Below are 25,524 nucleotides of genomic sequence, written 5' to 3' on the forward strand. Positions count from 1 at the left end.
CGAGTCTGATAAGTTGGTCCCCGTCATTCACGCCACAGGAGGTGCGAAGTGTCCGAAGATCCGAAACCGGAAGTTGTGCGCAGCGACGTGAGCGAGCCCACGCTCGGCCCGCGCAAGGATGCCACCATGGTCACCGTGGTATACGTGCTTTATCTGGTCAGCTTCCTGACCGCGCTGACCGCCATCGCCGGTCTGATCATCGCCTATATCAAGCGCGGCGAGGCCGATACCGTCAGCGTCTCCCACTTCACCTACCAGATCCGCACGTTCTGGATCGGGCTGTTGTTTGCCGTGCTCGGGGTCATCACGACGCCGATCGGCATCGGCTTCGTGATCTTCCTCGCCCTGGTGATCTGGCTGCTGGTGCGCTGCATCAAGGGCCTGCTGGCCAACAACGACAACCGCGCTATCGAGCAACCTGAAACCTGGCTCTGGTAAACGCCTTGTGTCGTGCCGGAGCCGCGTTCGCGGATGCGTGAGCGGCTGGAGCAGTATCAGGTACTGATCTACCTGGTGACGATCGCCCTAGGGCTTTTCCTGGGGGTGGCCGCGCCAGGGGCCAGCGAGTGGCTGGAGGTGGTGCTCTGGCCCGTACTCGGGGTGCTGCTGTACGCCACCTTCACGCAGACGCCGCTGCTCCACCTGGGCGAGGCGTTCCGCGAGCCGCGTTTGCTGCTGGCCGCGGTGATCGGCAACTTCGTGGTGATCCCGCCGCTGGTCTGGACGATCCTCCAGGTGGCACCGGGCGATCCGGCGATCCTGCTGGGGATCGCCCTCGTGCTGCTGGTGCCCTGCACCGACTGGTTCATCACCTTTACCCATCTCGGCGGCGGCGATACCCGCCGGGCCATCGCCTTCTCACCCATTTCGCTCCTGCTGCAGCTGGCGCTGCTGCCGCTTTATCTGTGGCTGTTCTTTGGCGGTGAGTTCACCCTGGCGCTGGTTGGCGAGGACGTGCTGAAGGCCTTCGCGGGGTTGATCCTGGTCCCGCTGATCCTTGCCTATCTGACCGAACGCTGGGCCAACGACGACCCCGGCCGCGGACACCTGATCTCGGGCCTGGCCTGGCTGCCGGTCCCGTTGCTGGCCGTGGTGGTGTTCATCATTGCGGCCTCGCAGATCAACACGGTGCTCGACGGAGTCGGTGTGCTGTTGCCGCTGCTGCTGATCTTTGCCGGTTTCCTGGTGGTCGCGGCCCTGCTGGCGCGGGCCCTGGCCCAGGTGTTCGGCCTGCCGATAGCCGAAGGGCGGGTGCTCGCCTTCAGCCTCGGGTCGCGCAACTCCTTCGTGGTCCTGCCCATCGCGCTCGCCCTGCCGCAGGGGCTGGAACTCGCCGTGGTCGTGGTGGTGTTCCAGTCCCTGGTCGAGCTGATCGGAATGATGGTGTACCTGTGGTGGATTCCCTGCCACCTGTTCCCCGATCGCCCTGCCGCCTGAGGCGGCACTTCCGAGCCCCGGATCGTCGTCCGGCCTTCTCGTGCTGGGTCGATCATCCATTGCGTGCAGGGCCGCTCGCGGGACGATGCGGCCGTCAGCGGAGGCGGCCGCGCGGCAAGCACTTCCTGGCGCGGGTGCGTAGGAGGGCGGGTGGGCGTTGCGCGGGGCCAGCGGAGGAGCCGCTCCCCGTGTGGTGGCGCAGCTCCTGACTGTGAGCTGCGCCCAGGCTGGCGGCTGGCTGGGACCGGTCTTGCCGGGGTTAGCGTTCCAGGTACTGGAGTTTGCCTTCCACGCCGTCCCAATCCTCGGCGTCGGCCGGCGGGTCCTTGCGCGCGGTGATGACCGGCCAGGTGCGGGCGAGTTCGGCGTTCAGTTCGATGAACTGGAGCTGGTCTTCGGGGACGTCGTCCTCCGGCACGATGGCTTCGGCCGGACATTCCGGCTCGCACAGGGTGCAGTCGATGCATTCGTCGGGGTCGATGGCCAGGAAGTTCGGTCCTTCATGGAAGCAGTCGACCGGGCAGACCTCGACGCAATCGGTGTACTTGCACTTGATGCAGTTATCGAGAACGATGAAAGCCATGCTTGTCTCCCTTTGAATTCAGTCAGTTGACCGGGATTTTTGAGGCCCGGTCATGGTCGCGGCGGCACGTGTCCCTGGCCCTGCCGACAGGATATGGCGGCATTGTAACGCCTCCACCACCGGAGTCGTGAATCCCGGGCGCGGGCCGGCGTCATTTCGGGATCCGATGGGCTGCAACAGCCTTTACGGGATGGGTCGGTGGCGTCCCCGTGTGGCCCTCGTGCTGGCGGGCTGTGCGGTGGGGCCGGACTGCGAGCGCCCGGAGGTCGCCCTCCCGGAGGCGTGGCCGGGGGCGGTTGGCGAGCAGATGGACAAGGACTCCGCCGATGCCGAGTTCTGGTGGGAGAGGTTCGAGGACCCGCGGCTCGACCGCCTGGTGCGCGACGCCCTGGAGAACGACCTCGACGCTGGGATCGCCGCGGCCCGTGTGGTGCAGGCGCGGGCCGAATGGTTGCCGAGCCTGAATCTGGCGGCCCTGTTTGGGCAGGAGGCGAGCGGGTGGAGGCACGCCAGCGCGAGATGCGTGCCCGGATCGAGGTCCTTGACCTGGCGGAGCGGCGCTATCTCGGCGGCTTCGTGGGCTATCTGGAGGTGCTGGACGCGCGTCGCGCCCTGCTGGATGCGAGCCTGACCCTGACCGAGGCCTCGCGCGATCGGCTGGCGGCCACCGCGACGCTATTCCGTGCGCTGGGTGGCGGCTGGGACAGCGCGGCGATCCCGTCGGATGTGCTGGAAGATGGTGATCCGGACGATGCCGAGGAAGAGGCGGTCACGCCCGCGGATCCGGACGACTGACCCTCGACGCAGCGGCTACTTTTCGCGCAGGGCGTCTTTCATCCGATAGAGGGCATCCAGGGCCTCGCGAGGGGACATGTCGTCCGGATCCAGCGTGTCGAACAGGGCCTTCAGGGCGCGTGCCTCCGCTTCGTACGGCTCGGGTTCGGGTACGGCCACGTTGGCCGGGTCGGGCTTGGGCGTGAACAGCCCCAGTTGCGGCGAGTCGCTCTCGGCGGCGCGGTCCTCGAGCTCGCGCAGGTGCTGGCGCGCGAGCTTCAGGACATCGGCCGGTACCCCGGCCAGTTGCGCTACCTGCAGGCCGTAACTCTGATTGGCCGGCCCCTCGCGGACCTGGTGCAGGAACACGATGCTGTGCTCGTGTTCCATGGCATCGGTATGCACGTTGGCGACCGCGGGCTCGCGTTCGGCCAGCGCCGTCAGCTCGAAGTAGTGCGTGGCGAACAGGGTCAGGGCGCGATTGTGGCGCGTCAGGCGTTCGGCGCAGGCGAGCGCCAGGGCGAGGCCGTCGAAGGTGCTTGTGCCGCGGCCGATCTCGTCCATCAGCACCAGGCTCTCGGGGCCCGCGTTGTGCAGGATGTTGGCGGCCTCGGTCATCTCCACCATGAAGGTGGAGCGCCCGGAGGTCAGGTCGTCGGAGGCCCCGATGCGGGTGAAGATCCGGTCCACCGGCCCGATCTGCGCGCGCGCGGCTGGCACGAAGCTGCCCATGCAGGCCAGCAGCACGATCAGCGCGGTCTGGCGCATGTAGGTGGACTTGCCGCCCATGTTGGGGCCGGTGATGACCAGCAGCCTGCGCTCTTCGGGGTCCAGCTCGGTGTCGTTGGCGACGAAGGGCGCATCCAGGCCGGCCTCCACTACCGGGTGGCGGCCCTGTTCGATGCGGATGCCGGGCGTGTCGACCAGTTCCGGGCAGTGCCAGTCCAGGCGCCTGGCCCGCTCGGCCAGGCAGGCCAGGGCATCCAGTTCGGCGAGCGCGTCCGCAATCACGCGCAGACGCGGGGCGCGACCCTGGAGCTCGGCGATCAGGCCATCGAACAGGGCGCGTTCGCGGGCCATGGCCTGCTCGCGGGCGGAGAGGATCTCGTCCTCGAAGCGCTTGAGTTCCTCGGTGGTGTAGCGCTCGGCGTTCTTCAGCGTCTGGCGGCGCATGAAGCGCCCGGGCAGCTCCGCCGAGCGCGTGCGCGAGACCTCGATGTAGTAGCCGTGCACCCGGTTGTAGGCGACCTTCAGCGTGGGGATGGCGGTGGCCTCGCGCTCGCGCGCCTCGATCTCGCGCAGGAACGAGTCGGCATCGTTCTCCAGTGCGCGCAGGCGATCCAGCTCGGCATCGAAGCCGGCGCGGATCATGCCGCCGTCGGTGACGCGCAGCGGTGGCTCCTCGACCAGGGCGGCGGCCAGGGTCGCGCTCAGTTCGTCTTCCGGGGCCAGGGCGTCGTACAGCGCCTGCAGGGAGGCCGCGCTGGCGGCCAGCGGGGTCAGGGCCTGGTGCAGGGGCGGCAGGCGTTCGAGGCTCGCGAGCAGGGCGGTCAGGTCGCGCGGCCGGGCGCTGCCGAGGACGATACGCGACAGGATGCGTTCGACATCCGCGCTGCCAGAGAGGGCGTCACGCAGGGAGGTTGTCGCCCCTGACTCCAGCAATGCCGTAATCGCGGTCTGGCGCTCGCGGATGATGGCGCGGTCGCGCAGTGGCTGGTGCAGCCATTGCAGCAGCCGGCGCGAACCCATCGCCGAGCGGGTGGTGTCCAGCAGGGCCAGCAGCGATCCGTGGCGTTCGCCACCCAGAGTGCGGGTCAGCTCCAGGTTGCGGCGGGTGGCCGGGTCCAGCACCAGCATCTGGCTGCGCAGTTCGTGCGCCAGGCCGGTGATGTGCGCGAGGTCGCCGCGATGGCGGTTCTGCACGTAGGCGAGCAGGGCGCCGGCCGCGGCGATGCCGAGATCCAGGCCGTCGCAGCCAAAGCCGGAGAGATCCCGGGTGCCAAAGTGGGTGGTCAGGACCCGGCGGGCGGAGACACCGTCGAAATGCCAGTCCGCGTGGCGCTGCGGGGCGAAGCCCTCGATCCCGGGGATGGGCGCGGCCTGGTCGGGGATCAGGCATTCCACCGGGTCCAGCCGTGCCAGCTCGGCGGCCAGTTCGGTCGCGTCGCGCACCTCCAGCAGGCGGAACTGGCCGGAGGCGAACTCCAGGCTGGCAATCCCGTAGCCCTCCTTGCGGCCCTTGATCGCGGCCGAGCCGGCGGGGCACACCGCGACCATCCGGTTGATGCTGCGGGCCTCCAGCAGGGCCTCTTCGGTGACCGTGCCGGGGGTGACAATGCGCACGACCTCGCGCTTGACCGGGCCCTTCTGTTCTCCGACCGCGCCGGTCTGCTCGCAGATGGCCACGCTCTCGCCCAGCTTCAGCAGGCGCGCGAGATAGCTCTCCAGCGTGTGCACCGGGATCCCGGCCATGGGGATCGGCTGTCCGGCCGATTCGCCACGCCGGGTCAGGGTGATATCGAGCAGTCCCGCGGCGCGCTCGGCGTCATCATGGAACAGCTCGTAGAAATCACCCATGCGGTAGAGCAGCAGCGTATCCGGGTACTCGGCCTTGATACCGAGGTACTGCTGCATCATCGGGGTGTGTGCGGAAAGTGGCGTCTTGTCAGTCACTTGTTAGCGGCTGTCCAAAAAATCGGGATTTGCAATCAGACATTTGTCCAATGCTCGGTGGTTCGCCGCGCACGGTATCACGCGCGCGGCGGCATCGGTTGGCACCCCCCCCCCCGGTGCTCCCGTGCGGGCTCCGTACCCCAACGAGAAACGCCCCGGCCTCTCAGGGGGAGAAGGCACGGGGCGCCGAGCACACAGGGGGGTGGTGCTCTTCAGTCACGCTATCCGGCGCACATCAGGACCGCAAGCAGGCCAACTAACGTTCCACACCCCTGCTTATAACGCCCTCGTAACGCCCTCGAGTAGCGGGGTAGACACTCGCGCGGCTGGCATCGTTGTGTGGTGCGGTCTGCCGCCGATTTGCCCGGCTAATGCTGCATCTCATCGGAGTATGGGCGGCGGTGCTCATCGGTTCGCCGGCGCTCGATCCGGGCAGACGCGCAGTATACGGATGCAGTGCCCGACATGGCAGGTGGGTCAGGTGCGGCAGTTGTGCCACACTCGGGACAGCGCAAGCGACGCGATGTCAGGGAGGAGGCGAGCATGATCGGGGAAGAGGATCGGCGCGATCACCGGCGGATGCAGGTCAGCACGGCGGCGCGCGTCACCTGGCGCTCCAGTGGCGAGTCCATCAGCGTGCAGTTGGAGGACCTCTCCGCCATGGGTTGCGCCTTTGTGGCGCAGCGCGAGACCGATGCCGGTGTGGGCATTACGGTCTCGGTGCCAAGCCCGGACGGTCGCCTGGAGGGTCTTGAGCGCCACGGCCGCGTGGTGCGCTGCGCCCCCGTCGAGGGCGCATCCGGCAACGGCTGGCGGGTTGCGGTCGCCTTCGATCCGGAGGGATGATCGCGCCATGACGGCAGAATCGAGCACCACCCTCCTGACCCTCCGCGAGTCCGACGCCCCGAGCCTGTCGGCCCTGGTTTATGATCTGAGCGAGCGCCTGATGGCGAAGGGCGAACGCCTGTGCACCGTGGAATCCTGCACCGGCGGCGGCATCGCGCAGGCGATGACGGATATTCCGGGTAGCTCGCAGTGGTTCGAATGCGGCTGGGTGGCGTACTCGAACGCCGCCAAGACCGCGATGGTTGGCGTGCCGCCCGAGTTGATCGAGGAACACGGCGCCGTCAGCGAGGCGGTGGCCCGTGCAATGGTCGAGGGTGGGCTGGCCCGCAGCGGGGCGAATCACGCGCTCTCGGTCACCGGAATCGCCGGGCCCGGGGGCGGGACCGACGCCAAGCCGGTCGGCACGGTTTGCTTCGGTTGGCAACAGCGAGGCCAGGATGCCCGTGTCGAGACCTGCCATTTCGATGGCGAACGCCACGAGATCCGCCTGCAGTCCATGCTGCATGCCCTGAGCGAACTGCTGGCGCACTAGGGAAACCCTGATCAAGGGACCCGTTCGCGCGCGAGTCGATCTTGCGTGCGAACAAGGCGCGGTGACCGCCGTGCAGTCACTCGGCACAAGGGAGTCGTAACGCCTGCGGGCCGCGCCTGGAGTCTCCTGGGCACACGGGCCCCGCCAATGAAAACGCCCCGGCCTCTGGAGGCACGGGGCGTCGAGCACACAGGGGAGGAGGTGCTCGCAGGAAACGCTATTCGTCCCCTTTGATCCTCGCAAGCCAACTGGCTCACAGACCCCGAATTTCGTCCTGAACCCCGCGCCGGAACGTGTGCGGGGCCACGCCTGGGTGGGCCGCGTTCGGGGCGGGGGTGCCCGATTGCGCGGGTGTGTGCCGGCGTCCGTTCCGCAGCGTCGGGGTTGCATGGCCGCCGGGATCGCGGTCGGGGATACCGCTGCGGGATTAACGCAGTCACAGAACCGGGCAGGCGAACCGGGGCGACGCGGTATACGGTATATGTTGTGCATACGGAGGTCGTATGCCCCGGAACGCGCGGAGTATGCCGGGCGGGGCGGGATCGCAAGTCGACGGCGGGCGGGTTCGCGGACAGGTAGATCATGAGAAGGATCGACGGATGCAACAAGTGCCGCCGGACGTGGCGGCTCGCGTTTCTTGGGATCGCCCTGTTGTTGTGGTTGGTGGCCGGTCCACTGGCCGGGGCGGACGCGGATCCGGAGTCATCCTCGCCGGTGGTGGTCAGCCCGGCGGAAGTGGCGGCCCTGGAGACCGATCTGGCCGTTTTCCGCGACCGTCTCCCCGAGCTTCTGGAAGCCGTGGATACCCAGCCGGCGGAGGAGTGGCTGGAGGCCAGTCCGCTGGACGAGCTCGAGGCGCGCAGCGCTGACGAGGACCGGGCGGAAGCGGAACGGGCACTGTGGGAGGAGGCCCGCGAGTACGAGCAGGCGGCCGTGGAGCGAGTGCGGGGAGCGCTGGACCGTGCGACCACCGCCCGGGAGGTGCCGGAGCGTCTGGGCGAGTTGGAACAGGGTCTGGACGGGGTCGGGGCATTCCCGGCCGGGCTGGGCGAAGAGGTCTCGATCCGCCGCATCGAGGATGAGCTGGAACGGGTGGGGCGCGACCGCGAGCGACTGGAAGCGGAACTCGATGACCAGCGCATCCAGCACGCGCAAATGGAAGAGCAGGCGGAGGTTCAGGCGGAGACCCTGGAACGCCTGCGCCGGGAGCGTCAGGAGCTGGAGGACGGGCCACAGCCGCTGCCCGAGGAGGTCGAATGGACGGAGGCTCACGCAGCCGTGCAGGAGGCCCGGGCGCGACAGGCGGATGCTCGCCTGCTTGCGGCGCAGCTGGATGCCGTTTCGCTGCCGCCGCGGATGCAGGCGCGGGGCCTGCTGATCCGCGGTCTGGAGCTGGAGGCGCGCTGGCAGAGTGTCCTGCAGAGTCGGCTGGAGGTCCGGTTGACCGAACTGTCCAGCGAGGAACTGCAGGAGCTGCGAGCGGAGCTGCGTACCCTGCTGGAGCGTCAGCCGGAAGCGCAGCTGCACCATGCGGAGGAAATCGAGGAATTGCATGCGGCGTTCGACCGCATCGCAGAGGCCCAGGAACAGACCCGCACCCTGCAGTATGAGCGTGACCGGCTGGTCCGGGTCGAGCGGGAACTGGCGCAATCCCTGTCCCATGTCCACGAGCGTCTGGAGATCAGTGGCCTGACCGAGGCGCTGGGTGGGGTCTTCCTGGAGGAGCAGCGACGCCTGCGCGATCTTGACCAGGTCCGTTTCCAGCTACGTGATCTGGAGCGGGAGTTGGCGCAGTCGCAGTTACGGACCATCAGCCTGCGCGAGCGTCTGGCTGCGCTGCCGGCGGACCCGGTGGCGGAATGGGAACCCGCGGCCCGTGCGGCCTTGCGCGAGCTTCGCCGGCAGACACTGAATGCGGAGCTGCATGCCGAGGAGGCGCGGACCGAACAACTGCGCCAGGCCGACCTGCGGCTGCGTGCGGTCGTCGATCTGGTGGCGGAGCTCGACCGGATCCTGCAAGAAGCGTTGCTCTGGTGGCCGAGCCATTCCCCGGTCGGGGTCGCGTGGCTCGAGCGGGCGCCGGCCGCGACCCTGGCGCTGCTGGACCCCGCCGCCTGGGCGGAGTTGCGGGAGACATTCCTGCGCCAGACGCTGCACCGGCCATGGTTCATCGGGTTCATTCTGCTGGTGGCGGGGTTGCTGTATCTCGCCGGGCGCAATGTCCACCGGCATCTGGAGCGTCTCGCCGAAACGACTCGTCACCGCTATACGGACAGTATTGCGGTCACCATCCGGGCCCTGGGGTGGAGTCTTCTGCGCGTTTTACCCGTGCCGTTTCTGCTGCTGACTCTCGCATTCCAGTTGCATGCGGTCCCGGAGCCGGGTTTTGCGGTGGAGGTCCTGTCCCTGGCACTGATCACGGTTTCGGTGTGGTGGACGGCGGGTCACCTCCTGCTGCTCTTCATCAGCCGCCATGGGGTCGGGACCGTGCATTTCGGCTGGCCCGAGCCATTGCTGACGCGTCTGTATCGTCACCTGCACTGGTTTCTTCCGGTGCAGACCCTGCTGTTCCTGTTCGTGGCCCTGGCCTTCGGGCACCCGAGCGACGAGGTATTCGATCTTTATGGCCGTCTGGCACTCCTGGCGGTCATCCTGAATTTTGCGATGGTGGCCTGGCTGCTTCTGGCGCCGGTCCCGGACGGTTCGAAAGGCGGCACGCTGGACGAGCGCCGCCGGTTATTGCTGCGGGGGCTCGTGATCGTGATGGTGGTGGGCCTGGCGACCCTTGCCCTGGCCGGTTATCTGTACACCGTGGCCGAGCTCCTGCGGCACCTGATCGGGACGGTGCTGGTGCTGATTGTTGTCGGTCTTGGTTACAGCCTGGCGGCCCGGTGGCTGGTCCTGGGAGAGATGCGGCTGGCGCTGCTCCGGAACCGTGAGCGGCGCGAGCAGGAGGCAGTCACCGAGGGCGGCAGCGGCGGCGAAACTGGGCTGGACGTCCCCGAGCCGCAGCTGAGCATGGAGGACGTCAATCTGCAAAGCCGCACGCTGCTGCGGGTGGCGGCGCTGGGCGGTACGGTAGTGGGGCTGTTGTGGGTGTGGTCGGACATCCTGCCGGCCCTGGCCTGGCTGGACGGGATCACACTGTGGTCGCGCACGATCGAGATCGGCGAGAGTGAGATCCTCACCAGCGTGTCCCTCCAGGATCTGTTGCTGGCCGGGTTTCTGGGGCTACTGTTTCTGTTGTCGGCGCGCAACTTGCCGGGGCTGGTGGAGATCCTGCTGTCGCGCAGCACGCAGATGGATGCGCCCGGGCGCTACACGTTCACCATGCTCCTGCGCTATCTGCTGGCCGTGGTGGCGGTTATCGTGGTGTTTTCGCTTCTGGGCCTGCGCTGGAGCGAGATCCAGTGGCTGGTGGCGGCGCTGACCGTCGGTCTGGGTTTTGGTCTGCAGGAGGTCGTGGCCAACTTCGTTGCCGGGCTGATCGTGTTGCTGGAGCGCCCGGTCCGGGTGGGCGATACCATCACCGTTGGCGAATACAGCGGGACGGTATCGAAGATCCGGGGCCGTGCTACCACGATCGTTGACTGGGACAACCGGGAGATCGTCGTTCCCAACAAGACGTTCATCTCCGACCATCTGATCAACTGGACTCTGAGCGACACCACCACGCGGCTGGTGATCCCGGTGGGGGTCAGCTATGCGTCCGATGTCGATCTTGTCCGGGAGACCCTGCTGGAGGTGGCCCACGATGACCCGCACGTCCTGGAGGATCCCGAATCGGTGGTGTATTTCCTCCGGTTTGGCGATAACGCGCTGAATTTCGAACTGCGGGTGTTCGTCTGCCAGATGGCGGATCGGCTGGTCACGCTGAGCGGGCTCCACACCGCGATCATCAAGCGTTTCCGCGAACAGGGGATCGAGATCGCTTTGCCGCAGATGGACGTTCACCTGCACGACGACGAAACCCGGAGGCGTCGTGCCGTGCCCCCCGCGGCGGGTCCCGACGAACCCGGAAACCCCATGGATCGGTGACGGGTGCCCGGTTCGTTGGCCCGGGGCCGTGACCCGGGCCAACCCAAGCGTCCCGCCCGCAGGCCAGGCGGCTTGGCTCCGGTGCCGCGGGTGTCTTGTGCAAGTCCTTTGTCCCTGCACGATCACGGGTTGGGTCACTCCCCGCCCTGTGGGATACTGCGGCCCCGTATCCGCCCCGTCTTGGGCAACGGGTCGGAAACCATCGCAGCAAGTATCGGGAGGCATACCGTGGACGACAATCGCAAGAAGGCCCTGACCGCCGCACTCGGGCAGATCGAACGCCAATTCGGCAAGGGCGCGGTCATGCGCATGGGCGATCAGGAGGCGGTGGACGTCCCCGCGATCTCCACGGGCTCCCTGGCACTGGATATCGCGCTCGGCATCGGCGGTGTGCCGCGCGGGCGCGTGGTCGAGATCTACGGGCCGGAGTCCTCGGGCAAGACGACCCTGACCCTGCAGGTGATCGCCGAGGCGCAAAAGGCCGGCGGTACGGCCGCGTTTGTCGACGCCGAACACGCACTGGACCCGACCTACGCCGAGAAGCTGGGCGTGAACGTGGACGACCTGCTGGTCTCGCAGCCGGATACCGGCGAGCAGGCCCTGGAGATCTCCGACATGCTGGTGCGTTCCGGCGCGATCGACGTCGTGGTCGTCGACTCGGTGGCCGCGTTGACGCCCAAGGCCGAGATCGAGGGCGAGATGGGCGACTCCCACGTCGGCCTGCAGGCGCGGCTGATGTCGCAGGCCCTGCGCAAGCTGACTGCCAACATCAAGCGTTCCAACACGCTGGTCATCTTCATCAACCAGATCCGCATGAAGATCGGCGTGATGTTCGGCAGCCCCGAGACCACCACCGGCGGCAACGCGCTCAAGTTCTACTCCTCCGTGCGCATGGACATCCGCCGCATCGGCGCGATCAAGAAGGGCGACGAGGTCATCGGCAACGAGACCCGCGTGAAGGTCGTGAAGAACAAGATGGCGCCCCCGTTCCGCGAGGCCTATTTCGAGATCCTCTACGGCGAGGGCATCTCCCGCGTTGGCGAGATCATCGAGATGGGCGTGAAGGAAGGCCTGATCGACAAGGCCGGCGCCTGGTACAGCTACAACGGCGAGCGCATCGGCCAGGGCAAGGAAAACGCCCGCCAGTACCTCAAGGACAACCCGCACATCGCCGAGGAAGTCGAAAAGACGCTGCGCGAACGCCTGCTGCCCAAGCGCAACAAGGCCACGGTAGAGGACGTACCGGTCGATGCCCCGGTCGAGGAGCAAGGCTGACCCGGCCGACCCCGAGGCTGCGCTTGAGGTGGGCCTGCGGTTGCTGGTTCGGCGTGAACACTCCGGTCTGGAGCTGGCGCGCAAGCTCGGTGAGCGCGGCTTCGAACGGGATGCCGTGGACGCCGCGCTGGAGCGTGCGCGCGAGCTCGACTATCTGAGCGATACCCGTTACGCGGACTTCATGGCCCGCCACCGTACCGAACAGGGTTACGGCGAACAGCGCATCCGCGCCGAACTGGCCCACAACGGCATCGGCAACGACACCGTGAACGCCGCCATCGATGCCCTGGAGATCGACTGGATCGACCAGGCCCGTGGCCAGCTCGAACGCCACTTCCGCCATCCCCCCGAGACCCGCGAGGACGAGGCCCGCTATCTTCGCCACCTCGCGGGTCGTGGATTCCCCGGCGGTGTCGCCCACCAGGCCCTCGCCGCCTGGAAGGACGAACCCTGACCGATTGCTTCGCGACGCTCGCAATGACGTTTTAGTGTCCTGTCATTGCGAGGAGCATCGCGACGAAGCAATCCGTGTCGATGGCCACCGGATCCGGCGGCGGGGCATGTCCCAAACGATCGCTCCGGCCCCTTTTGGGGGCCTCGCAATGACGAGGAAGATGGCCCGAAGACGGGCCCGGCAATACGCGGGTGGGGCGCTTGCGTGATAGCATTCCGGGTTTGACCCCATTGCTATCGGAACCGCATGAAAAGCGCCGACATTCGCCGGAGTTTCCTCGAATTCTTTGAAGGGCACGGACACACGATCGTGCCGTCCAGCCCGCTGGTGCCCGGCAACGACCCCACGTTGCTGTTCACCAACGCGGGCATGGTGCAGTTCAAGGATGTGTTTCTCGGCCGCGAGAAGCGCCCGTACACCCGGGCCGTGTCCAGCCAGCGCTGCGTGCGCGCCGGCGGCAAGCACAACGATCTCGAGAACGTCGGCTACACCGCGCGGCACCACACCTTCTTCGAGATGCTGGGCAATTTCAGTTTCGGTGACTACTTCAAGCGCGACGCGATCCACTACTGCTGGCTGTTCCTGACCGACACCATCGGCCTGCCGCCGGAAAAGCTGTGGGTCACGGTCTACGAGACCGACGATGATGCCTACAAGGTCTGGGCCGACGAGATCAAGGTCCCGGCCGAACGCATCATCCGCATCGGCGACGACCCTGACGGCGGTTCCGACAACTTCTGGCAGATGGGCGAAACCGGCCCCTGCGGCCCCTGCACCGAGGTCTTCTACGACCACGGGCCGGAGGTCGCGGGTGGCCCGCCCGGTTCGCCGGACGAGGACGGCGATCGCTACATCGAGATCTGGAACCTGGTGTTCATGCAGTACGACCGCGATGCGGACGGCACGCTGAACCCGCTGCCGCGCCCGTCCGTGGATACCGGCATGGGCCTGGAACGCCTGGCGGCTGTGCTGCAGGGCGTGCATTCCAACTACGAGATCGATCTGTTCCAGGACCTGATTGCGGCCGCCGCACGGGTAACCGGTGCGACGAAGAAGGATTCCGCCTCGCTGCGCGTGATCGCGGATCACATTCGCTCCATCGCCTTCCTGATTACCGACGGCGTGCTGCCTTCCAACGAAGGGCGTGGCTACGTGCTGCGCCGCATCATCCGCCGCGCCGCGCGCCATGGCTTCAAGGTCGGCGCGCAGGACGCCTTCCTCTACCAGACCGTGGGTGACCTGGTGCGCGCGATGGGCGAGGCCTTCCCGGAGCTGGCCGAGGCGCAGGCCCAGGTCGAGAAGGTCCTGGAAAAGGAAGAGCGCAAGTTCCTGGAGACCCTGGACAAGGGCATGAAGATCCTGGAAGAGGACCTGCGCGATCTCGAGGGCAAGGTGATCCCCGGCGAGACCATCTTCCTGCTCTACGACACCTACGGCTTTCCGGTGGACCTGACCGGCGACATTGCGCGCGAGCGCGATCTGGAGCTGGACATGGAGGGCTTCGAGTCCGCCATGGCCGGCCAGCGTGCACGGGCCCGTGCGGCCAGCCACTTCTCGATGGACGACGGCGGCCTGCCGCAGGTCGATGTCGCGACCGAATTCTCCGGCTACGAGACGGTGGACGACGAGGGCCGCGTGCTGGCGCTGTACCAGAATGGCGAGGCCGTCGATCGCCTGGAAGTCGGTGCCGAGGGGCTGGTGGTACTGGACCGCACGCCGTTCTATGGCGAGTCCGGCGGCCAGGTGGGCGATGTCGGTACGCTCAGCGGTTCCGGCGTGCGCTTCCAGGTCTCCGACACCCGCAAGCAGGGTGCGGCGCACATCCACGTAGGCCAGGTCCGCGCTGGCACACTGGAGCGCGGCCAGACCCTGCAGGCCGCGGTGGAAGGCCCCCGCCGCGAGAACATCCGCCGCCACCACTCGGCCACTCATCTCCTGCACAAGGCGCTGCGCGATCAGCTGGGCGACCACGTGCAACAGAAGGGGTCGCTGGTGGACCCGGATCGTTTGCGCTTCGACTTCACCCATATGGAACCGCTGACCGACGAACAGCTGCGCTCCATCGAGGCCCAGGTGAACGCCGAGATCCTGGCCAACGAGGCCACCGATACCAACGTCATGGACATCGACTCCGCGATGGAGTCCGGCGCGGTCGCGCTGTTCGGCGAGAAGTACGGTGATCGCGTGCGCGTGCTGAAGATCGGCACCTCGGTGGAGCTGTGCGGCGGCACGCACGTGGACCGCACCGGCGACATCGGGTTGTTCCGCATTACCTCCGAGGGTGGGGTGGCCGCCGGCATCCGGCGTATCGAGGCGGTCGCCGGCGAGGTCGCCCTGCGCTGGGTGGACGAGCAGATCGGCCACCTGGACGCGATCGCCGATCGCCTGCGCGCCGGGCGCGGCGAGGCGGCCGACAAGGTTGCCCAGCTGCAGGAGCGTACCCGCGAGCTGGAGAAGCAGGTCACGCAGCTGAAGGGCAAGCTGGCCAGCCAGGCCGGCGACGACCTCGGCTCGCAGGCCAAGGATGTCGACGGCATCCAGGTGCTGGCCGCCAAGGTCGAGGGCGTGGAGCCCAAGGCCCTGCGCGACATGGTCGACCAGCTCAAGCAGAAGCTCGGCAAGGCTGTGGTGGTGCTGGGCACCGCGACGGGCGAGGGCAAGGTCAGCCTGGTGGCCGGTGTGACCAAGGCCGAGACCGGCCAGTTCAAGGCTGGGGATCTGGTGGGCCATGTCGCTACGCAGGTCGACGGCAAGGGCGGCGGCCGCCCGGACATGGCGATGGCCGGCGGCCAGAGTCCGGACAAGCTGGATGCGGCCCTGGCCTCGGTGGAGGCCTGGGTGCGCGAACGCGCCTGACCGCCCCATATCGTCCGATCCCGTCATGGCGAGGCGCGTAGCGCCGTGGCGATCTCCGGGGGTAGCCCCGGTGCTGGAGGGTTCGGCGGGATCCGGTGGTTTTGGACGGAGGCTGCCACGGCCCCGTTGGGGCCTCGCAATGACGGGGCCCTGCGCGGGGTTCGCCGGGGCGGTGGGCTTTAATGCGGCGGCCAGTTGGTGTTTAATGCCCGCTTCTTAAGTAAACGCTAATGGATGGGGTGCGCCCTATCCGGACGGTCGCAAGGACCGGGCACGGAACGGAATCTTGAAATGGCGTTGCTGGTACTCAAATTTGGCGGCACCTCGGTGGGTTCGCCCGAACGCATCCAGGCGGTGGCGGAACGCGCGCTGAAGCTGCGCGAGGAAGGCCATCAGCTGGTGATCGTGGTCTCCGCGATGAGCGGCGAGACCGACCGCCTGCTGGGCCTGGCGCACGCACTGAATCCGCGCGCGGACGGTCGCGAACTGGATGTGCTGCTGTCCACCGGAGAGCAGGTCACCATCGCGCTGCTGTCGATGGCGCTGGAGGCGCGGGGCTGCGATGCGCGTTCCTATACCGGGGCGCAGGTGACGATCCGCACCGACAGCGCGCACAACAAGGCGCGCATCCGTAGCATCGACGATGCCCGGGTGCGCGGCGATCTCAACGCCGGGCGCGTGGTGGTCGTGGCGGGCTTCCAGGGCGTGGACGAGGACGGCGCGATCACCACCCTGGGCCGCGGCGGATCGGATACCACCGCGGTGGCGCTGGCCGCGGCGCTGAAGGCCGACGAATGCCGCATCTATACTGATGTCGACGGCGTCTACACCACCGATCCGCGGTTGGTGCCGACGGCCCGCCGCCTGCAAAGCATCACCTTCGAGGAGATGCTGGAGATGGCCAGCCTGGGCTCCAAGGTGCTGCAGATCCGCGCGGTGGAATTTGCCGGCAAGTACAACGTCCCTTTACGAGTGCTGTCCTCGTTCGAGGAAGGCCCGGGAACCCTGATTACCACGGAGGAGGATGCGCAAGTGGAACAGGCGCTGGTTGCGGGTATCGCGTTCAATCAGAACGAGGCCCAGCTGACGGTTCAGGGCGTCCCCGATCAGCCGGGGGTCGCGCATCGCATCCTTGGCCCGATCGCGGACGCCAATATCGAGGTGGACATGATCGTGCAGAACGTCGGGGCGGATAATTCCACCGACTTCACGTTCACCGTCCATCGCAATGACTACGACAAGGCCCTGGAGATCCTGCAGGCGGCCGCGAAAGCGCTGGGCGCCCGCGAGGTGTCCGGGGATACGCACATCGTGAAGATCTCGGTGGTCGGGGTCGGTATGCGTTCGCACGCGGGCATCGCCAGCAAGATGTTCGAGGCCCTGTCGCGCGAAACCATCAACATCCGGATGATCTCTACCTCGGAGATCAAGATCTCCGTGGTCGTAGATGAGAAGTACCTCGAACTTGCAGTGCGTGCATTGCACGATGCGTTTGAACTCGAACAGACCCCAGTCGGTCAACAGGAGGACGGTTAAGGATGACAGACCGTAAAACGGTTACCGGACGACCGACTCCGTCCGACACAGGCACTGCGGAGAAGAGCATGCTCATTTTGACTCGGCGTGTGGGCGAGACCCTCATGATCGGCGATGATGTGTCCGTCACCGTCCTGGGGGTCAAGGGCAATCAAGTCCGCATCGGCATCAACGCACCCCAGGACGTCGCGGTCCATCGCGAGGAAATCTTTCAGCGCATTCAGCGTGAAGCGAACGTCGCCAGTGGTGAGGGCGGCGGCGAGAACTCCAGTGGCGGTGGTACTGGGGCGGGTGGTGCCGCGGCAGGCGCACGCGACGACTGAACCTCCCGTAAGGAAAGCGAAAGGCCCGGAGGCTGCGATCAGCCTTCCGGGCCTTTCATTTGAAGGCCCAAGGCCTTATCCTGTGCCGCGTTTCCGGAGAGTTGGCCGAGTGGTCGAAGGCGCTCCCCTGCTAAGGGAGTATGGGTCAAAAGCCCATCGAGGGTTCGAATCCCTCACTCTCCGCCAAATCCTGCGAAGGGGCCCGAGTGGCCCCTTTCGCATGTCTGGCCCCCGAGAGTTCCGGGATTCGAACCCGAGATATAAGAACGATGGTTCGACCGGTGGCGCGTAGCGACACCGGAACGCCGCAGCGTAGCGAAGGCGGCCCGAAGGGCGACCGGCGCAGCCGGGCGTAATCCTCACTCTCCGCCAAATCCTGCGAAGTGGCCCGAGTGGCCCCTTTCGCACGTCTGGCCACGGCGTTCGCCCCCCAGCCCGTCCCCCATTGCTTCGTGATCCGAACCTGTTTGTGCGGCCACCGAAAGTCGGGTGCCGGTGTGTCGGGCACGTTTCGCTGCGAGGTCCCGTCGCCGGCCTCAGCTCCGGCCGAGCGGTTTCGCGAGCTCGACGCGCGGCCAGCGGGCCGGCAGTTGTCCCGGGGCATGGGTGACGAGGATGCACTGACGGTCCTGCAGCCAGGGCAGCAGCCGTTCCACCACTCGTTGTTGCGTGGGGGTATCCAGACCGGAAAACGGCTCGTCGAGCAGGACGACCGGCCGGTCCTGAAGGACGACCGCCGCCAGGGCGAGACGGCGGCGCTGACCGCCGGAGAGGGACGCGCCGCCCTCGCCGATGCGGTAGTCCAGACCTTCGTCGGTGCCGCGCACGGCCTCGGCGAGATCGACTTGTTCCAGGGCCTCCCACAGTGCGGCATCGCTCAACGACCTGTGCGCCGGGGACAGGATGCTTCGGAGGGTCGTGTCCGGCAGTTGCAGGCCCTGGGGCAGGTAGCTGATGTGGCGGTACCGGGCATCGGTGGGGATCCTTGCCAGATCGTCGTGGCCGAGCGCTACGGTACCGGCCAGGGGCGGGAGTTCCCCGGCGAGGGTGTCCACCAGTGTGCTCTTGCCGTGCCCGCTGGCCCCGCTGATCACCAGGGGATAGCCACGCGCGGGTTCGAGGTCCAGGGGACCGAGCAACGGGCGCTCGCGGCGAAAGCCGATGGTCAGGCCGTGTGCGTGTAGCGCAGGGGCCTCGTCAGGCGGGGTCGGGTCCACGGACTCGGCGGTTGCGGGGGTATGGGTGGCGGCCACCTCCAGATGCTGCACCCGCCCGGCGGCTTCCAGGCTCTCGCCGGCACGCCACCATGCACCGGGCAGGCTGCCCAGAACCTCGCCCAGGCCCAGGGTCATCAGCGGCAGCAACACCGCGACCGGAGCGTCGAGCATTCCGTCACGGTACCAGCCCAGTGCCAGCACCAGCATCACCAGGGCGGAGGCGCCGACCACGGCCTGCACGATCTGCTCGGAGCCGACCCCGAACGCCTCCTGCGTCCGTTGCCGGCGCGCGTAGTCGTCGTTTTCCCGGCGCAGGCGGGCCTCGTACTCGCGGGCACGGTCGTAGGCCAGCAACTCGGCCAGGCCGCCAATGAAGTCAAACAGTCCGACGCGCTCGCCGGCCCGGGCCTGCACCAGCGCGTGGCTGCGGCGCTGCCCGGCAAGGGCGAGCACGGCGGAGACCGCGAGCGTCGCGACACCGGAGGCGGCGAGTACGACCGCGGCGGGCCAGGGTGCCAGCCAGACGGCGATACCCAGCGTGACCACCAGGCTGAGCGCCGCCGCGATCATGGGGCCGACCACCCGCAGGGGCATCGCATCGAGAGTGTCGATGTCGCCGGTCAGGCGGGTCTGCAGGTCGCCGCTGCGGTAGGCGCGAATGCGTTCCATGGGCAGCGCGGCGAGGCCGCGAAAGCTGCGGCCGCGCAGGTCGGCCAGGCTGCGCAGCACCGCCTCGTGGCTGACCAGGCGTTCGAAGTAGCGCGCCAGGGTGCGACTGATCGCGGCGGTGCGGATGCCGCCGGAGGGCACGTAGAGGTCGAGTGTGGCCAGCAGGCCCGCGCCGGCCAGGGCGGTGGCGGTAATGAACCAGCCGGACAATGCCAGCAGGGCGATGCCGGCGATCCAGGTCAGCGCCAGCAGTCCCCAGGCACCCCAGTACCAGCCCCGGCGCTGGCGGAATACGCGGTGCAGAAAGGCCAGTTCCGCGCGGGTAGCGTTACGCATGGCGCGCCCCCGGTGTCGCCGGCGCCAGGTCCAGGCGTTGCAAGCAGCGCTCGTGAATGGCGGCATGATGACTCGCGATCACCAGCGTCAGGCCACGGGCCTCGGCCAGCCGAAACAGCGTGTCGAGCAAGGCCTGTTCGGTGTCCGGGTCGAGCGCGCTGGTGGGTTCGTCGAGTAGCCAGAGCCGATGCCCCGAGAGCAGGGCGCGCGCCACCGCGACCCGCTGGGCCTGACCGCCGGAGAGCCCGCGCCGGGCCTCGCCGATGGCGGTATCCAGGCCGTCGGGCAGCTCGGGTGCGTCGAGCGGCAGGCCGGCCTGTTGCAGTGCCGTAGCCATCTCCGCGTCGCCGATCGTGTCGCGGCGGGCGAGCTGCAGGTTATCGCGCAGGCTGCCGTGGAACAGATGGGCGTCCTGGTCGATCCAGGCGAACTGCCGGGCCTGGGGATGGCGCTGCACCGTGCCCGTGGTGGGGGTGAGAAAGCCGGCACACACCGCGAGCAGGGTGGATTTGCCACTGCCACTGGGCCCGGTCAGCGCGAGATGCGCCCCGGCGTGAACGGCCAGGTCGAGATCCGCCAGTGCCGGCGTGCGCTGACCCGGGTAGTGCACGGTGACTCCCTTCAGTTGCAGCCAGGGGACCACTGCGCCCTCGTCGGGGGCCGCGGTGGCCTCTGGGGAGTGCTCGGGCCCAACGGGGCCCGTGGGCGACGCCAGGGCGGGGGCAAGGGTCTCGGCGGCGGCCAGGGCGCCGGCGCGGTCATGGTAGCTCTGGGCAAACTGGCGCAGCGGAAGGAAATACTCCGGCGCCAGCAGCAGGATGAACAGGCCGGTGAACAGGGTGATGTCGCCGGCCGGGCCGTAGTCGATGGCGCCGAACAGGGCGAAGCCGATGTAGATCGCGACCATGCCGATCGCGACCGCGCTGAAGAATTCCATGATCGCCGAGGACAGGAACGCGACCCGCAGGGTGCGCATGGTCAGGCGCCGTTGCTGGTGACTGCGCTCGACGACCTCGGCCTCGGCTGCGGCGATCGCGCGCGCTCGGCGCAGCCAGTCCAGGGTGCGGATGCGGTCGAGAAAGTGCCCCGCCAGTCGGTTCTCCTCCTCCTGCTGACGCCGGTGGATCTGTTCCGCGCCCATGCCAACGATCGCCATGAACGCCGGGATCAGCGGGGCGGCGAACAGCAGCAGCAGGGCGGCGAGCCAGTCCAGCCAGAGCGCCGCGACCAGGATGGCCAGCGGCGTCAGGATGACGGCCTGGCGCGCCGGCAGGTAACGGGCGTAGTAGCCGGTCAGGTCCTCCACCCGCGTCTGGAACTGCTCCGCCCAGGCGCCCGCGGTGGTCTGCCCAGCCAGTCGCGCCGGTCCAGCCTGCCGGGCCTGGCGCAGGAGATCGGCGCGCAGCTCCTGCTTCACCGCAAAGGCGAGCCGGTGACCGGCCAGGTCCCGCAGGGCCTGGGCGGCATAGCGCAGGGCGAGCAACACGAGGCCCGCGAGCAGGATCCCGGGCAGGTACGGGGCCTCGGGGGCGAACAGGGTGCCGTGGACCGCCCAGGCCACGAGCCCCGCCAGGGCAATGGTGGCCAATGTCGCCACCAGCGTGCTGGCCGCACTTAGCACAAGCCAGCGGCGGTGCGGCTGCTGGCGCGCGCGCAGCCATGGGCCCGGCGAGGTCCGGGCGTCTGTCGCCTCCGCGTCTGTTCCTGGCACTTGCGTCATCGACTAGCGCAAGTAGCGCCCGCGCAGCATGTTGAAATACAGCGGCTTGATCATGTGGACCTTCAGGCGCCACCACATCCAGCTCGGGGCGCCCTGGTCCAGGAAGGCGAAGGTCGGGACCTCCTCCAGGCTGTAGTCGAACTCGACCAGGGCCGCCTTGCCGACCTCGGTGATCAGCGGGCAGGAGGTATAGCCGTCGAACTGGCGCGACGGCTCGCGATCCTGGATCACGTCCACCAGGTTGTCGGGCATCACTGCGCCATGCGAGCGCACGGTGGAGGCGGTCTTGCCGATCGCGGTCGCGACGACGTCACCGGCACCGAAGATGTTTGGGTAGTCCGTGTGCTGCAGCGTGCGGTCATCCACCGCCAGCCAGCCGCCGGCCGCCAGGGGGCCGTCCTCGACTGCCAGCCCGGCCTCGCGGACGAAGTCGTGCGCGCGCATCGGCGGCGTTACGTGGAGGTAGTCGTAGTCCACGGTCTCGCGGCCGCCATCGCGGGTCTGGAACTGGGCCTGGCGGGCGTCGACATCCACCGCCAGCAAGGCGCCGCCGTCGTTTACGCTCACGCCGCGTTCTGCGTACAGGTCGCGCACCATGTGGTCGAAGCGCTGCACGCTGAACAGGGTGTCCGACCCGGTGTGATAGTGGAAGTCGGCGCCGGCGCGCTGCCCGGCGGTACGCAGCAGGTCGTCGGCGATGAAGGTCGCCTTGATCGGCGCGCCGGCACACTTGATCGGCGTGCTGGGGATGGTAAAGCGGGCCACCCCGCCGTGCTCGCCGAAGGCGTGGATCTGCTCGTAGGCGTCCCGCGCGGCCTCGGCGCTGGCGTACAGGCTGGTCAGCCCGGGACGGCCGATATCCTCGCGCCGCAGCCCCTCGATCGCCTCGTAATCCAGGTGCAGCCCGGTCGCGACCACCAGGAAGTCGTAGTCCAGCCGGTCGCCGTCGGTGGTCTCGACGCGCTGCGACTCGGGATCAATGGCTGCCACCGCGGACCGGACCCATTCCACCCCGCGCGGGATGTAGCGTTCGTTGCGGCGCTGGACCTCGCCCACCGAGTAGACGCCCGCGGCCACCAGGGTCCAGCCGGGCTGGTAATGATGGATCTCGCTTGGCTCGACAATCGTGATCCGGGCCCCGTCTAGCAGGTCGCGCAGGCGGGCGGCCATGGTCATGCCCGCGGCACCTCCGCCCAGCACCACGATGCGGGCCTGGCTGGAGACCGCCGCGCGGGCCGGGGCGGCCTGTACGCTGGTCGCCGACACCAGACCGGCGGCGCCGGCGATCTTCAGGAAATCGCGCCGGGACAGGCCCCGCAGCGTCTCGTCGGCTTGACGGGCCAGGGCCTTTTCAATCTCGGGATGCTTCGGGTCTTCGGGATGATGCATGGCTCTCTCCGCGTATCCGTCTGCCGCGCCGGAGACCGGGCGGGTCAGTTGCGATGGTCGCGCCGTCGACCGGGCGCTTCGTGTGACGGATTGCTTACAAGTTACATGCCAACACCGGCAGGCCGCTCCACTGGGCCTCGTGTGCCGGTATGGGCGGGGCCAGGCTGCCAAATATGGCAGTCATTCGAGACTTAGCTGACAAATATGGCAGAAACGGGCCGATGGTTGCTTGCGCCCGCCAGGCGGGAAAACACGGTTTGTAGCGTGCAGCCAGCGGTCGTGGTGCGGACAGGCAGTCTGGCACGGTACTTGTTAGGAGGTTCACCGATACGTCATGTCGGCGTGCCCCTGACTACGGAGGAAAGGCCATGGAGCTCGACCCCATACTGCTATCGCGAATCCAGTTCGCGTTTGTCGTTTCGTTCCACGCGATCTTCCCGGTCTTCACGATCGGGCTGGCTTCGTTTATTGCGTTTCTGGAATTCCGCGCCTGGAAGACCGGCGAAACGATCTATACCCAGATCTCGAAGTTCTGGATCAAGATCTTCGCGGTGGTGTTCGGCATGGGGGTGGTCTCCGGGCTGGTCATGTCGTTCCAGTTCGGCACCAACTGGAGCGCGTTCTCCTACGCCACGGCCAATTTCCTCGGGCCCGTACTGTCCTACGAGGTGCTGACCGCGTTCTTCCTGGAGGCGGCCTTCCTCGGCGTGCTGCTGTTCGGACGCGACCGGGTCCCGCAGGGGGTGCATCTGTTCGCGGCGCTGATGGTGGCGCTGGGCACGTTCATCTCGTCGTTCTGGATCCTGGTGGCCAACAGCTGGATGCAGACGCCGGTGGGCTTCGAACTGCAGGACGGCGTGTTCCACGTCACGTCCTGGATCACGGCGATCTTCAACCCGAGTTTCTGGCCGCGCTTCTTCCACATGGGGCTGGCCTCGTTGCTCACGGCGGGCTTTGTGGTCGCCGGGGTCTCCGCCTGGTACCTGCTGCGTCAGCGCGACGTGGTCATGAACCGCAAGGCCCTGGGCACCACGATGTGGGTTCTGCTGTTCGCGGCCCCGGCGCAGCTGGTGGTCGGGGATATCCACGGCCTCAATACCTTCGTGCATCAGCCGACCAAGGTGGCGGCGATGGAAGGCGTGTGGGAGACCGAACGCGGCGCACCGCTGCTGCTGTTCGCCATCCCGGACTCGGCCAACGAGACCAATCACTTCGAGATCGGCATCCCGAAGATGGCGAGCTTCATCCTGACCCACGAGATGGATGGCGAGGTGCCGGGTCTGCTGGAGGTCCCCGCGGAGGAACGCCCGCCGGTGGGCATCACCTTCTGGTCGTTCCGCATCATGGTCGCGATCGGCATGGTGATGATCCTGTTCGCCCTGGCTGGTGCCTGGCTGCGCTTCCGCCGCCGGATGTATGCCTCCCCGCGGTTCCTCAGGGGGCTGTCCTGGATGATCCCGGCGCCGTTCATTGCGGTGGTCGCGGGCTGGTTCGTGACCGAGACCGGGCGCGCGCCCTGGCTGGTGTACGGCGTGATGAACCACGCCGAGGGCATTACTCCGGCGCTGACCGGCGGCATGGCCCTGTTCACGCTGATCGGCTACGTCGCGGTCTACGCGGCGGTGTTCACCGGGGGCGTCTACTACCTGGTCCGCATCGTACGCCAGGGCCCGGAACCGGCCGATGCCACGCATGCAGCGGCGCACGCCAAGCGGCCCCTGTCGGCCGCCGATACCTGGATCGATGACGCCGCGGCCAGCGGTGAAAGGAGCTAAGTCATGGAAACCACGATTGATATCACGCTGATCTGGGTCGTCATCATCGCCGTGGGCGTGATCGCCTACGTGCTGATGGACGGGTTCGACCTCGGGGTGGGGATCCTCTTCCCCTTCGCCCCGGGGGAGACCTCGCGCGACGTGATGATGAACTCGGTCGCCCCGGTATGGGACGGCAACGAGACCTGGCTGATCCTCGGGGGTGCCGGGCTGCTGGCGGCCTTCCCGCTGGTCTACTCGGTGTTCCTGCCGGCGCTCTATATCGGGGTCTTCCTGATGCTGGCGGGGCTGATCTTCCGCGGTGTCGCGTTCGAATTCCGCTTCAAGGCGCATCGCTCCAAGTGGTTGTGGAATGCCGCGTTCGCGATCGGCTCGGCGGTGGCGGCCTTCGCCCAGGGCGCGGTCGTGGGTGCCTACATCCAGGGCTTCGAGATGGACGGGTTCAGTTTTGCCGGCGGACCGCTGGACTGGCTGACGCCCTTCACCGTGCTCACCGGGATCGGGCTGCTGGCGGGCTATGCCCTGCTGGGGGCCACCTGGCTGATCGTCAAGACCGAGGGCGAGACGCAGGCCTTTGCCTACCGCGTCGCGCCCTGGATGCTGGCGGCCGTGCTGCTGGTGTTCGGCGCGGTGAGTCTCATCACCCCGTTCATCGATCCGAAGGTGATGGAGCGCTGGATGGGAACCTGGCAGTACCTCTGGGTGCTCCCGGCCCTGGCGCTGTTCTCTTCCTGGATTCTGATTCGCGCGGTGCGCCGGCGCGACGAGGGGATCCCGTTCGTCGCCACGATTGCCCTGTTCATCACGACCTACCTGGGCCTGCTGGTGAGCAAGTGGCCGTACGTGGTGCCGCCGGACTACACCTTCTGGGACGCCGCCTCGTCGCCGGATGCGCAGCTGTTCATCCTGGTGGGCGCGCTGTTCGTGATCCCGATCATTCTGGGCTACACCGCGTGGACCTACTGGGTCTTCCGCGGGAAGGTGACCCCGGAGACCGGCTATCACTAGGTGTGTCCGGGCGCGCGCGAGCACGCCGGTGGGTCGCGGCCGACCCGCCGGCGCCGTCCGGAGAACGGGTTTTAATGCTGTCG

The 25,524-nt window shown here is 67.6% G+C and carries 17 protein-coding genes, 1 tRNA gene and 1 pseudogene; 14 read left to right on the forward strand and 5 right to left on the reverse strand.

All coding sequences use genetic code 11. From position 1 onward, the window contains the following. Positions 1 to 48 precede the first annotated feature (48 nt). Together F792_RS0105010 and F792_RS0105015 are read left to right on the forward strand one after the other, a co-directional pair. Positions 49 to 438: a hypothetical protein gene (locus tag F792_RS0105010; protein ID WP_018168632.1), complete on the forward strand. Its 390-nt coding sequence runs from the start codon at positions 49 to 51 to the stop codon at positions 436 to 438. A gap of 33 nt (positions 439 to 471) precedes the next feature. Beyond that, a complete protein-coding gene (locus tag F792_RS0105015; protein WP_018168633.1) occupies positions 472 to 1,437 on the forward strand; it encodes an arsenic resistance protein in 966 nt (321 codons plus the stop codon). Positions 1,438 to 1,696: 259 nt separating this feature from the next. On the opposite strand, the gene fdxA is transcribed toward F792_RS0105015, so the two are convergent. Further along, entirely contained in the window at positions 1,697 to 2,020 is a 324-nt protein-coding gene (gene fdxA, locus F792_RS0105020; RefSeq protein ID WP_018168634.1) for a ferredoxin FdxA, read from the reverse strand. A gap of 166 nt (positions 2,021 to 2,186) precedes the next feature. Here fdxA and F792_RS15080 point away from each other — a divergent pair. After that, positions 2,187 to 2,815 (forward strand): annotated as a pseudogene (locus F792_RS15080) (TolC family protein). Positions 2,816 to 2,830: 15 nt separating this feature from the next. Here F792_RS15080 and mutS read toward each other — a convergent pair. Then, positions 2,831 to 5,428 (reverse strand): DNA mismatch repair protein MutS, encoded by a 2,598-nt coding sequence (gene mutS / locus F792_RS0105030; RefSeq protein WP_018168636.1) that lies wholly within the window; start codon positions 5,426 to 5,428, stop codon positions 2,831 to 2,833. Positions 5,429 to 6,010: 582 nt separating this feature from the next. Between mutS and F792_RS0105035 the strand changes: the two genes are divergently transcribed. The 9 genes from F792_RS0105035 (at position 6,011) to F792_RS0105075 (ending at position 17,513) form a co-directional block, all read left to right on the forward strand. Further along, positions 6,011 to 6,313, forward strand: coding sequence for a PilZ domain-containing protein (locus F792_RS0105035; protein ID WP_018144308.1), 303 nt, complete (start codon positions 6,011 to 6,013; stop codon positions 6,311 to 6,313). A 7-nt stretch (positions 6,314 to 6,320) separates the two neighbouring features. After that, positions 6,321 to 6,845: a CinA family protein gene (locus F792_RS0105040; RefSeq protein WP_018168637.1), complete on the forward strand. Its 525-nt coding sequence runs from the start codon at positions 6,321 to 6,323 to the stop codon at positions 6,843 to 6,845. Positions 6,846 to 7,562: 717 nt separating this feature from the next. Continuing rightward, on the forward strand, positions 7,563 to 10,883 hold the full coding sequence (locus F792_RS0105045) for a mechanosensitive ion channel domain-containing protein (RefSeq protein ID WP_026305900.1): 3,321 nt from the start codon (positions 7,563 to 7,565) through the stop codon (positions 10,881 to 10,883). Between the two features lie 228 nt (positions 10,884 to 11,111). Continuing rightward, on the forward strand, positions 11,112 to 12,158 hold the full coding sequence (gene recA, locus F792_RS0105050) for a recombinase RecA (protein ID WP_018144305.1): 1,047 nt from the start codon (positions 11,112 to 11,114) through the stop codon (positions 12,156 to 12,158). Further along, on the forward strand, positions 12,133 to 12,612 hold the full coding sequence (locus F792_RS0105055) for a regulatory protein RecX (RefSeq protein WP_026313031.1): 480 nt from the start codon (positions 12,133 to 12,135) through the stop codon (positions 12,610 to 12,612). The genes recA and F792_RS0105055 overlap by 26 nt, the downstream gene beginning before the upstream one ends. A 246-nt stretch (positions 12,613 to 12,858) precedes the next feature. Then, entirely contained in the window at positions 12,859 to 15,468 is a 2,610-nt protein-coding gene (alaS, locus tag F792_RS0105060) for an alanine--tRNA ligase (protein WP_018168640.1), read from the forward strand. Positions 15,469 to 15,759: 291 nt separating this feature from the next. Further along, on the forward strand, positions 15,760 to 17,004 hold the full coding sequence (locus F792_RS0105065) for an aspartate kinase (protein ID WP_018168641.1): 1,245 nt from the start codon (positions 15,760 to 15,762) through the stop codon (positions 17,002 to 17,004). A gap of 68 nt (positions 17,005 to 17,072) precedes the next feature. Then, positions 17,073 to 17,327 carry a carbon storage regulator CsrA gene (csrA, locus tag F792_RS0105070; protein ID WP_018144301.1) on the forward strand — a complete coding sequence of 85 codons (255 nt, stop codon included), beginning with the start codon at positions 17,073 to 17,075 and terminating at the stop codon, positions 17,325 to 17,327. A 95-nt stretch (positions 17,328 to 17,422) separates the two neighbouring features. Continuing rightward, a tRNA-Ser gene (locus F792_RS0105075) sits at positions 17,423 to 17,513 on the forward strand. Positions 17,514 to 17,863: 350 nt separating this feature from the next. Here the strand turns inward: F792_RS0105075 and cydC are convergent. Genes cydC through F792_RS0105090 form a run of 3 tightly spaced genes read right to left on the reverse strand, consistent with a single transcriptional unit; the run spans position 17,864 to position 22,658 of the window. Next, entirely contained in the window at positions 17,864 to 19,549 is a 1,686-nt protein-coding gene (gene cydC, locus F792_RS0105080; RefSeq protein WP_018168642.1) for a thiol reductant ABC exporter subunit CydC, read from the reverse strand. After that, positions 19,542 to 21,269: a thiol reductant ABC exporter subunit CydD gene (gene cydD / locus F792_RS0105085; protein ID WP_026305901.1), complete on the reverse strand. Its 1,728-nt coding sequence runs from the start codon at positions 21,267 to 21,269 to the stop codon at positions 19,542 to 19,544. The genes cydC and cydD overlap by 8 nt, the downstream gene beginning before the upstream one ends. Before the next feature lie 3 nt (positions 21,270 to 21,272). Beyond that, on the reverse strand, positions 21,273 to 22,658 hold the full coding sequence (locus F792_RS0105090) for an NAD(P)/FAD-dependent oxidoreductase (RefSeq protein WP_018168644.1): 1,386 nt from the start codon (positions 22,656 to 22,658) through the stop codon (positions 21,273 to 21,275). Positions 22,659 to 23,026: 368 nt separating this feature from the next. Between F792_RS0105090 and F792_RS0105095 the strand changes: the two genes are divergently transcribed. Both F792_RS0105095 and cydB read left to right on the forward strand, forming a co-directional pair. Next, positions 23,027 to 24,433, forward strand: a complete 1,407-nt coding sequence (locus F792_RS0105095; RefSeq protein ID WP_018168645.1) for a cytochrome ubiquinol oxidase subunit I — start codon at positions 23,027 to 23,029, stop codon at positions 24,431 to 24,433. Between the two features lie 3 nt (positions 24,434 to 24,436). Beyond that, the gene (gene cydB, locus F792_RS0105100) at positions 24,437 to 25,441 is read left to right on the forward strand and encodes a cytochrome d ubiquinol oxidase subunit II (RefSeq protein WP_018168646.1); all 1,005 of its coding nucleotides are present in this window, start codon (positions 24,437 to 24,439) and stop codon (positions 25,439 to 25,441) included. Positions 25,442 to 25,524 lie beyond the last annotated feature (83 nt).

Source organism: Thioalkalivibrio sp. ALMg9 (genome assembly GCF_000380625.1).
GTDB classification, from domain to species: domain Bacteria; phylum Pseudomonadota; class Gammaproteobacteria; order Ectothiorhodospirales; family Ectothiorhodospiraceae; genus Thioalkalivibrio; species Thioalkalivibrio versutus.